Genomic DNA, 9,207 nt, shown 5'->3' with positions numbered 1-9,207 from the left:
CACATGAATTACCTGATCACATTATTAAAGAGCATGTCGTTGAAGGAAGTCATTCGATAACCTGAATGGCTTACCTCAGCGAGGAAGGCGTATTCTACGCATTCCGTGGTGTTTGTCAACTCGCTTTTCGCTAAGATGGCGATAAACGTTTGAAGGCAATAGTCGAGCGATTGATACAAACTAACAAATCAATCAACCCCCTAACCTTCTGACAAACCAAGGTTTTTACACCTTAATCACCGCTGGTAACGCTGTGCGTCCCCGGCAGCGGATGCGTACTCTACGGGTTCAATGACGGGTTGGCAAGGGGTTGTGTAAATTTATTTCACGGCCTTCGCCAATAGAAGGGAAAAGGCATCGCAGTTAGCCGCGGGACAGGTACACTAACGCGACTGCCATTCACCCTGTGCTTAGTTCACCTTGAGGTCAGAGATGAGCCACCATCTGTTATCTGTCGACTCGCTAAACCGCGACCGCGTTGATCACCTACTGCGCGTTGCCGCCCGCATGGAGCCTATCGCCGGTCGGCAAAAAGTTACCCGCGTTTTAGAGGGTGCCGTGCTGGGCAACCTCTTTTTTGAGGCCAGCACGCGTACGCGAGTTAGTTTCAACGCGGCTTTCTGCCGTTTAGGCGGTAGCGTCTGCGACACCACAGGCTTTACCTTCTCTTCCATGGCCAAAGGGGAGTCGCTTTACGATACCAGTCGGGTGATGAGCGGTTACTGTGATGCCATTGTGATGCGCCACCCCGAGCAAGGCTCTGTCGCGGAATTCGCCGCCGCCACCCACATTCCCGTCATTAACGGCGGCGACGGCCCAGGCGAACATCCAAGCCAAGCACTGCTCGATCTTTACACCATTGATAAAGAGTTTGCTCGACTCGGAAAATCGCTAAAAGGGGCACATATTCTGCTCACCGGCGACCTGCTCCACGGGCGGACCGTGCATTCGCTGATCAAGCTGTTATCGCTTTATGACCCGATGCGCCTCACGCTGGTCTCTCCGCCGGGGCTTGAGATGCCCGCCGCACTGGTTGACCTGGTGACATCACGCGGCCACCGCGTGGAAGTCCGAGATAGCCTAGCTAGCAATTTCAGCGACTTGGATGTGGTGTACACCACGCGGATTCAGAAAGAACGCTTCACCGCCGAAATGAGCGAAACCTTTGCTGGCGTTTCGGACGACTTTACGATTCACAAGCGCTTTATGGATCAACATTGCTCGCCTAGCACGATTGTGATGCACCCACTGCCTCGGGATAGTCGCCCGGGCGCGAATGATTTAAACGTGGACCTTAACGGCGACTCGCGCCTGGCGATCTTCCGCCAGACCGATAACGGCATCCCGATGCGCATGGCCATTTTCGCCACGCTGCTACAGGTCGATGACGTGATTGAGAAAGATTTGCGCCCCGTGCGCTGGTTTGTGCCAGCGCAAACCGGCACCCTCGACCGGTGATCGGATAGCGATTCAGCCTGACGTTCGCCCGCCGGGAAGCCCTTCTTGGTGGGCGAACCAACCTTCCAAGATAAGCACGGCGGCAATCCCATCGACACTCTGCTCGCGGTAATTACCGCGATGGCCTGCTTCACGGGCGATCTGCTTAGCTTCACGGGTGGAGCCGCGCTCGTCGACCATTTCGCAGGGTTTGCCATAGCGCCCGTGCAGCCGATTGCCGAATTTGCGCGCCCGCGTGCTCATATCTGACTCACTACCGTCCATATTGAGCGGCAAGCCCACCACTAGCAGATCCGGCTGCCACTCGCTGATCAAACGTGCCACTACGCGCCAATCAGGAATGCCATCGCGAGCCGACAAAGGCTCCAGCTCGCGAGCGCTGTTCAAAAGCTCATTACCAACCGCCACGCCAATACGGCGTGTACCAAAATCAAACGCCAGGACGAGGCGCTGACCAATGTTTGCCATCAGGCGTGCCCTGCGTCTCGCGTCATCAGGTTGAGATCCACACCGAGAATACCCGCCGCGGCACTAAGCCGTTCTGCTGGCGGCGTTTCAAACAGTACACTCGCGTCGGCATCGACGGTGAGCCAAGCGTTCTCTTTGAGCTCCTCTTCCAGCTGCCCGACATCCCACCCGGCACAGCCAAGGCAAACGAGGTAGCGTTCGGGGCCAGTGTTATTGGCCAGCGCTTGGAGGATATCCATCGACGTGGTCAGGGCAACATTGTCGGTCACCTGGATGCTGGAGTCCCACTCGTCGCTATTACCGCGGTGGAGAATAAAACCCCGGTCTTTATGCATCGGACCGCCGTAGTAAACCGGCGCATTACGATGCAGGCTCGTTTCTCCGCCCAACGAAAGTTGCTCAAACAGCGCATCCAGGGTGATATCGAGCGGACGGTTGGTGATAACGCCCATACAGCCGTTATCGTCATGGTCGCATAGATAGACCAAACTTCCGGCGAAGTTGGCTTCTTCCATATGCGGCATAGCCAAAAGAAAATGGTGTTTCAAACTTTGCATGCGTCTCCTAGCACCTCCCCGAAAAGGCAGGCGTCTTCAATCGATCACGCCACCGGGGTTAAGCGGCGCTCAATGGCATCCAGCAGTAAACCCGCGATATCCGTGCCGCGTTGGTCGTCAATTTCGCGCACGCACGTGGGGCTCGTTACGTTAATTTCGGTGATGTAATCGCCGATCACATCCAATCCCACAAACAGCAGATCCTTTTCGCGGATCATCGGCTGAACTTGCTTAATAAGCCAGTGATCGCGCTCGGTCAGCTCGCGGCTAACACCTCGCCCACCGGCCGCAAGATTGCCACGCGTTTCTCCCGCTGAGGGAATACGCGCCAGCCCATAGGGTACCGGCTCGCCGTCGACCAGGAGAATACGCGTGTCGCCATCTCGGATTTCCGGCAGGTAGCGCTGCACCATGATTTGACGTTGGCCGCGCAGCGAAAGCTGCTCGATCACAGCACCGAGATTACGGCCTTCCGGGCCAATATGAAAAATGCCGGTGCCGCCCATGCCATCCAAGGGTTTGAAGATCACATCACCGTGTTCGGCGTGGAAGGCACGCAACACATTGGCTTGGCTCGATACGAGCGTAGGCGCGCAGCACTGCGGGAACTGCTGGGCGAATAGCTTTTCATTGCACTGCAAAAGGGCCGCGGTGGGGTTCACCACGAGCACGCCTTCGCGCTCGGCAAAGCCGAGTAAATGCACGGCGTTGGTAAAGTCAGCATCCACCGGCGGGTCTTTGCGCATCAGAATCGCATCGAGCTCGGCGAGCGGACGCGCATCGGCGTCCCCCAGTTCAAACCAGTGCGCCGGATCACGATATACTTTGAGGCGCCGTATGTGCGCATAAGCCTGCCCGGCGTTCAAGAAAAGGTCTTCCTGCTCCATATAGTGCAGGGTATAGCCGCGGTCTTGCGCCGCCCACAGCAGTGCCATGGTGGAATCTTTCTTGTAGGCAATATCGGCGATGGAATCCATCACCACGCCGAGATGAAGGCTAGATTGGCTCATCAGGTCGCTATCCCCAGGGTGAACGGGTCGTTAAATTAACAGCCAGTATGCCGTACTGCTCGCCTGGCTCCAACCGTGGCTACTTCGCTTACGGCGATAGCGCACCGGGCACCAGTCGAATCGCGTAAGGCTCAAGGGTGATCAGCTCGCGCTTATAGAGACGGCCAATCGCCTGTTTAAAGGCACTCTTACTGACGCCTAAGCGCGCTTTAATCTCATGCGCTGCGCTTTTATCCCCCAGCGGAAGATACCCGCCGCTTTCGCGCAGCGCCTGCAGAACTTTCTCGCCGACAACATCGAGTCGCGCTTCACCGGGCGGTAGTAGCGAAATATCCAGCCGACCATCGTCACGGCGCTGCTTCACGTAGCCGGGAAGCGTCTGACCACGACGCAGCGGCTGTGTGAGGTCATCCAGGTAAACCAATCCCCAGTAACGCTGATTGACCACCACTTTCATGCCGAGATCCGTGCGCTCAGCCACGACCAGCGTGACCTGATCACCGCGCGCGAGTTCCCACGCTTCGTCGGTCACAAAGTGCTCTAAGCGCATGGACGCGACCGGGCGACCTTGATCATCCTCATAGAGTTTAACCAGTACGCGCTTACCCACATCCGGGCGGAAATGCTGCTCGCTGTAGGGCAGTAACACATCCTTCGGATGCCCCCAACGCAAAAACGCACCGGTATTGTTCACCGTCGTCACCGACAAGTACGCCACATCGCCGATGTGGGCGGCGGCATCGGTGGCGGAAAGGTGAGAAGCTCGCGCATCACGCGTCATAGCTAAGCCGTCCTGATAAAAAAGAAAGAAGGGGTTAAAGCCACGCCAGGGACAATCTACAGATCACCAAAGTGGTGCTGCAAAAGCGCCAACGCCACCACAGGGGCCGTCTCGGTTCGCAGCACCCGGGGGCCCAAGGTCAAAGGAATAAAATCGGCCGCTTGTGCCGCGGCGGTATCGTTCGGCGTCAAGCCACCCTCCGGGCCAATCAAAAGCGCCGCTGCCACCGGCATTTTTGCTTGCGTAAACGTATTGCCGGTGGCTAGGTGCAACATTAGCCGTAGTGGCTCATTACGCTGCGAAAGCCATCCGTCAAGCGGCTGCGGCGGGTAGACAGGCGGCACGACCGCACGGCCACACTGCTCGCAGGCGCTCGCGGCCACGGCTTGCCAATGTGCGAGCTTTTTCGCCTCACGCTCGCCTTTTAAATGCACGTCGCCTCGCTCGGTATAAAGCGGCGTGATCGCCGCTACACCTAGCTCAACCGCTTTTTGGATAGCGTAATCCATGCGGTCGCCCTTGGAAACGGCCTGACCTAGATGCACCGCTAACGGCGACTCACCCTCACCCGGCCAAAGTGCCTCAAGCGTCACCGTGGTATGTTTACGCGAGACGTCCGCCAAGCGTGCGCCCGCCTCTTGGCCATTACCATCAAACAACACCAGCGGCATACCCTCGCCCATGCGCAACACACGGGTGAGATGACGCGCCGGGCCTTCCGGCAAGGTGAGCGTGCCGCCCACCTCGAACGTCGCCGGCACGTAAAGGCGTGGCATTTTGCCGTGGGCGGCGTACCAGTCGGCGGCTTGCATTTACTGTGTGCTTTCTTCTTGCTCGCCTTGTGCCTGCTGCGCTTCACGCTGCTTACGCTGAGCGTACATCGCCTCGAAGTTCACCGGCGCCAGCATCAGCGGCGGGAAGCCACCGCGGTTGACCAGGCTATCGACACACTCGCGGGCGTAAGGGAACAGCAAGTTGGGGCAGAACGCGCCCAGGGTTTGATCCAGCTGTGCGCCTTCAATACCCGAAATGCGGAAAAGGCCCGCTTGTTCGATTTCGGCAAGAAACGAGGTCGTGCCGGTTTCGTTGTCGTTGACCTGTGCCGTCACCTTCACCACGACTTCGTACTGATCGTCAGCAATCTTGGTGCTTGAGGTATTCAGATCGAGGCTGACCTTGGGCTTGAACGGCTGCTTAAACACACTCGGCGAGTTCGGCGCTTCAAAGGAGATATCTTTGACGTAAATGCGCTGCAGCGAAAATTTAAGCTGCGATTTATCGCCTTCTTGAGCGCCAGCTTGCTGGGCATTGTTCTGGCCACTGTTCGGTTGAGTACCGCCCTGTTGGTTGCTGCCCTGAGTATTGTTCTCTTCCGCCATCGGAAACTCCTGCTGATTAAAGTAAGGCGCGAAATAGCGCGCCTATGACCATGGGTTATGTCGATTGACTATAGGTAAAAGTAGTCAAACGGCTTTGCAAAACGCTTATAAAAACCGTGCGGTGTTTGAAAACACCGTATTTGAAAACACGCAGTATTAAAAAAATAGTTGAAAGCGCTTATTTTTTTACCACAGGCAAGCCATCCGCCTGCCACTGCACCATGCCGCCTTTGAGCTTAAAGGCGCGCTCAAAGCCCGCTTTGGCAAGTTTCGCCTGCACCGCACCGGAACTTTGGCCGTGCTTGCACGCCACGATGATGGGCTGGCTCTTATGCTTTTCCAACTCGTTGAGTCGGCTATCAAGGCTGCTTTGCGGAATATTACGCGCGCCAGCAATATGCCCGGCTTTAAAGTCTTTGCTCTCACGCACGTCTAGCACCACAGCATCTTCGCGGTTGATAAGCTGCGTGGCTTGAGCCGATGTCACGCCGCTAGTGGAAGCGCTACGCGTCTCGTAAATAATCCAGGCGATTAGTACGAGCAAAAACAAGCCCACCAGCAGCGGGTGGTTCTGTACGAATTCGAACAGCTGATCGATCATCGCGAGCACAATCTCTTAGTCAATACACAAATAAAGCGGCTTCGCCGCCGTGAAAACACCACAGTATACACGCCACACGGCATCGCGCGCAGGCCTCTAGCCATGACGGGCGGTGGCTGCCTGCGCTATGATGCCCCAAGCTTACGCTCGTCGCGACCCCGCGTCGCTGTTCGGCCAAAATGAGGTTTTCATGGACACGTCAAACACACCGCGCCCGGTGGCGCTGATTATCCTAGACGGCTACGGCCACAATCCTGACGCCCAGCACAACGCGGTAGCCGCCGCCAACACGCCGGTCATGGATCAACTCTGGGGCGAACACCCCCATGCGTTCGTCCACACAGACGGCCAACACGTCGGCTTACCCGACGGGCAAATGGGCAATTCTGAAGTGGGCCACATGAACATTGGTGCTGGCCGCATCATCTATCAGGACCTTACCCGCATCACCAAAGCGGTTGAAGACGGCGAACTCGACGCTAACACCACGCTTACCCGGCCAATCGACGAAGCAGTCGCCAACGGCCGCGCCGTGCACTTACTGGGGCTTCTTTCCCCCGGCGGCGTGCACAGTCACGAAGACCACGTTCTCGCCTTGGCCGAACTTGCCGCCCGCCGCGGCGCCAAACACATTTATACTCATGCCTTCCTCGATGGTCGCGATATGCCACCGAAAAGCGCCCTGCCTTCCATCGAACGCGTGAATACGCGCTTGGCGGAACTGGTGGGGCCGGATAACGGCTTTGTCGCGTCAATCATTGGGCGTTTTTACGCGCTGGATCGCGATAACCGCTGGGAGCGCGTCGTGCAGGCTTACGCGCTACTCACCCAAGGCAATGCCGATTACCACGCGGTGGACGCTGAAACGGCGCTCAATGATGCTTACGCGCGCGGCGAAACCGACGAGTTTGTCTCGGCAACCAGCGTACGCCCGCAAAATGCGCCGGTCACGATGGCAGACGGTGACGCCGCCATTTTTGCTAACTTCCGCGCTGACCGCGCCCGCGAGCTGACCCGCGCTTTTGCCGAGCCAGATTTCTCCGGTTTTGAGCGACAGGTGTGCCCCAAGCTTGCGGGTGATGGGCTGGTCATGATGACCCAGTACGCCGCCGACATCCCCGCGCCCACGGCGTTCCCGCCGACGGAGCTCACCGATACGCTGGGCGACGTCGTCGCCAAGCGCGGGCTTAAGCAGCTGCGCATCGCCGAAACGGAAAAATACCCCCATGTAACGTTTTTCTTCTCCGGCGGGCAAGAAGAGGCATTCGAAGGCGAAACACGCATTTTGTTGCCCTCGCCTCAAGACGTACGCACCTACGATGAAAAACCCGAAATGAGCGCATTTGAGATTACCAATAAGCTCGTAGAGGCCATCGACGGCGGTACGTTTGACTTGATCGTGTGCAACTACGCCAACGGTGATATGGTCGGCCACACTGGCGATTTCGATGCGGCAGTGAAAGCCATTGAGACCGTCGACACGTGCGTGGGCCGTGTGGTTGACGCCATCAAGCGCGCTAGTGGTGCCTGCCTGATCACCGCCGATCACGGCAATGCCGAGCAGATGGTCCACCCCGACACCGGCGCCCCGCAAACCGCCCACACCACCTTTGTGGTGCCGCTAGTTTACGTTGGCGAGCGCCAGGCCAAGCTTGAAGAGGGACGCCTGTGCGATCTCGCCCCCACGCTTTTAACCCTAATGAATCAGCCAGTGCCCGAGGCCATGACCGGCCAACCGCTGATCACATTGAGTTAAACGCGCTAATGCGGCGCTTATTAGCGTTCATAGGCACATTACTGCTGTCGGGCGGGTTTTCACCAGCGCTTAGCCACGCCAGCGAAGCGGATGCCAAGCGCCAGCTTGATGCGATCGGTGAGCAGATTGAAACGGTCGCCGAGCGCCTAAGCGCTACCGATACCGCCCGCGACGACGCTTCGCGCGAGCTGCGCGACATCGAAACCCAGCTCGCCGAAACCCACCGTCGCTTGGATGCATTGCAGGCCGAACGGCGCAAGCTCGCCGACGAAAGCGCCCAGCTGCGCGCGCATCGCGAGCGCCTAGAGCGCCAGCGGCATGGACAATCCCAAGCGCTCGCCAAGCAACTCGCTGCACTTTACCGCGTCGGCCCCACACCGCAGCTAAAACTACTGCTCAACCAGGGCAACCCCGCGGAACTTGACCGCATGCAGACCTACCTCAACCGTCTAACGCAGGCACGCCAAGCCCGTATTGAGGCCATTGCCGAACTCGACACTGCCCTCGCCGACACCGAGGCGGAACTCGCCGCACGCCAACAGCGTTTAGACACTCTCAGCGCCGAGCTTGAAAGCCAAAGTGCGACATTAGCCGAGCGCACCGCGCAGCGTCGCGAGCTCGTCGCCACGCTCGATTCGCGCTTTCAAAGCGAAGAACAGCGGTTAGCGTCTCTAGAGCAAGAGCGCGAACAGGCCCAGCGCGCTTTGGAGCAAATTCGCCAGGAAATGGCGCGCCTTGACGAGCCCGCCCCGAGTACGCACATCAGCCGCACGCAAGGGGATCTTCCTTGGCCGGTGCAGGGCTCGATTAGCGCGACGTATCATAGCCAAGAAGGCGTTCACTTCAACGGTATCGTGATCAAGGCAAGTGCCGGCACGCCAGTTTCTGCCGTCCACGCCGGGCGCGTGGTGTTCGCCGATTGGATGCGCGGCTTTGGTAACCTCTTGATTATCGACCACGGTGATCACGTGATGACACTCTACGCCCACCTGCAGCGCTTTAGCGCCCGTCCCGGCCAACGCGTCACACAGGGCGATGACATTGGCCGTGTCGGCGACACCGGTGGCCAAGCACAAGCCGCGCTCTACTTTGAAGTGCGCCAAAGCGGCGAGCCGATTAACCCACAGCGTTGGATTGCCCGCCGCTGACGGGATAAGCTTGTGCCATTATCTTTCAATCTCATTGTCTCTCACTTTT

10 protein-coding genes are annotated in these 9,207 nt (G+C 58.1%); 3 read left to right on the top strand and 7 right to left on the bottom strand.

What is annotated here, in order from left to right; genetic code table 11:
• Positions 1-432 precede the first annotated feature (432 nt).
• A complete protein-coding gene (pyrB, locus tag M8006_RS16260; RefSeq protein WP_250084038.1) occupies positions 433-1,458 on the top strand; it encodes an aspartate carbamoyltransferase in 1,026 nt (341 codons plus the stop codon).
• 12 nt (positions 1,459-1,470) lie between these two features.
• On the opposite strand, the gene ruvX is transcribed toward pyrB, so the two are convergent.
• The 7 genes from ruvX to M8006_RS16225 all read right to left on the bottom strand — a co-directional run bounded on the left by ruvX (position 1,471) and on the right by M8006_RS16225 (position 6,254).
• Positions 1,471-1,926 carry a Holliday junction resolvase RuvX gene (gene ruvX, locus M8006_RS16255; RefSeq protein ID WP_250084036.1) on the bottom strand — a complete coding sequence of 152 codons (456 nt, stop codon included), beginning with the start codon at positions 1,924-1,926 and terminating at the stop codon, positions 1,471-1,473.
• The gene (locus M8006_RS16250; RefSeq protein WP_250084034.1) at positions 1,926-2,483 is read right to left on the bottom strand and encodes a YqgE/AlgH family protein; all 558 of its coding nucleotides are present in this window, start codon (positions 2,481-2,483) and stop codon (positions 1,926-1,928) included. The genes ruvX and M8006_RS16250 overlap by 1 nt, the downstream gene beginning before the upstream one ends.
• Positions 2,484-2,527: 44 nt before the next feature.
• The gene (gshB, locus tag M8006_RS16245) at positions 2,528-3,493 is read right to left on the bottom strand and encodes a glutathione synthase (protein WP_250084032.1); all 966 of its coding nucleotides are present in this window, start codon (positions 3,491-3,493) and stop codon (positions 2,528-2,530) included.
• A gap of 88 nt (positions 3,494-3,581) precedes the next feature.
• The gene (locus M8006_RS16240) at positions 3,582-4,274 is read right to left on the bottom strand and encodes a CvfB family protein (protein ID WP_250084031.1); all 693 of its coding nucleotides are present in this window, start codon (positions 4,272-4,274) and stop codon (positions 3,582-3,584) included.
• Between the two features lie 56 nt (positions 4,275-4,330).
• Positions 4,331-5,086: a 16S rRNA (uracil(1498)-N(3))-methyltransferase gene (locus tag M8006_RS16235; protein ID WP_250084029.1), complete on the bottom strand. Its 756-nt coding sequence runs from the start codon at positions 5,084-5,086 to the stop codon at positions 4,331-4,333.
• Entirely contained in the window at positions 5,087-5,653 is a 567-nt protein-coding gene (gene secB / locus M8006_RS16230; protein WP_250084027.1) for a protein-export chaperone SecB, read from the bottom strand.
• Between the two features lie 178 nt (positions 5,654-5,831).
• Positions 5,832-6,254: a rhodanese-like domain-containing protein gene (locus M8006_RS16225; RefSeq protein ID WP_250084025.1), complete on the bottom strand. Its 423-nt coding sequence runs from the start codon at positions 6,252-6,254 to the stop codon at positions 5,832-5,834.
• 190 nt (positions 6,255-6,444) lie between these two features.
• Between M8006_RS16225 and gpmI the strand changes: the two genes are divergently transcribed.
• Positions 6,445-8,010, top strand: a complete 1,566-nt coding sequence (gene gpmI, locus M8006_RS16220; protein WP_250084023.1) for a 2,3-bisphosphoglycerate-independent phosphoglycerate mutase — start codon at positions 6,445-6,447, stop codon at positions 8,008-8,010.
• Positions 8,011-8,018: 8 nt separating this feature from the next.
• On the top strand, positions 8,019-9,158 hold the full coding sequence (locus M8006_RS16215; RefSeq protein ID WP_250084021.1) for a murein hydrolase activator EnvC family protein: 1,140 nt from the start codon (positions 8,019-8,021) through the stop codon (positions 9,156-9,158).
• Positions 9,159-9,207 lie beyond the last annotated feature (49 nt).

It is taken from the genome of Halomonas llamarensis, from assembly GCF_023555005.1.
Lineage (GTDB): Bacteria > Pseudomonadota > Gammaproteobacteria > Pseudomonadales > Halomonadaceae > Vreelandella > Vreelandella llamarensis.
Note: the sequence above shows the minus strand (reverse complement) of the source record. Positions and strands in the feature narration are given on the sequence as shown.

Excerpts from the sequence above, each read along its gene's own strand:
- M8006_RS16215 (WP_250084021.1), top strand. The coding sequence starts at position 8,019 with ATGCGGCGCTTATTAGCGTTCATAGGCACATTACTGCTGTCGGGCGGG.
- M8006_RS16235 (WP_250084029.1), bottom strand. The coding sequence starts at position 5,086 with ATGCAAGCCGCCGACTGGTACGCCGCCCACGGCAAAATGCCACGCCTT.
- M8006_RS16250 (WP_250084034.1), bottom strand. The coding sequence starts at position 2,483 with ATGCAAAGTTTGAAACACCATTTTCTTTTGGCTATGCCGCATATGGAA.
- ruvX (WP_250084036.1), bottom strand. The coding sequence starts at position 1,926 with ATGGCAAACATTGGTCAGCGCCTCGTCCTGGCGTTTGATTTTGGTACA.
- secB (WP_250084027.1), bottom strand. The coding sequence starts at position 5,653 with ATGGCGGAAGAGAACAATACTCAGGGCAGCAACCAACAGGGCGGTACT.
- M8006_RS16225 (WP_250084025.1), bottom strand. The coding sequence starts at position 6,254 with ATGATCGATCAGCTGTTCGAATTCGTACAGAACCACCCGCTGCTGGTG.
- pyrB (WP_250084038.1), top strand. The coding sequence starts at position 433 with ATGAGCCACCATCTGTTATCTGTCGACTCGCTAAACCGCGACCGCGTT.
- gshB (WP_250084032.1), bottom strand. The coding sequence starts at position 3,493 with ATGAGCCAATCTAGCCTTCATCTCGGCGTGGTGATGGATTCCATCGCC.
- gpmI (WP_250084023.1), top strand. The coding sequence starts at position 6,445 with ATGGACACGTCAAACACACCGCGCCCGGTGGCGCTGATTATCCTAGAC.
- M8006_RS16240 (WP_250084031.1), bottom strand. The coding sequence starts at position 4,274 with ATGACGCGTGATGCGCGAGCTTCTCACCTTTCCGCCACCGATGCCGCC.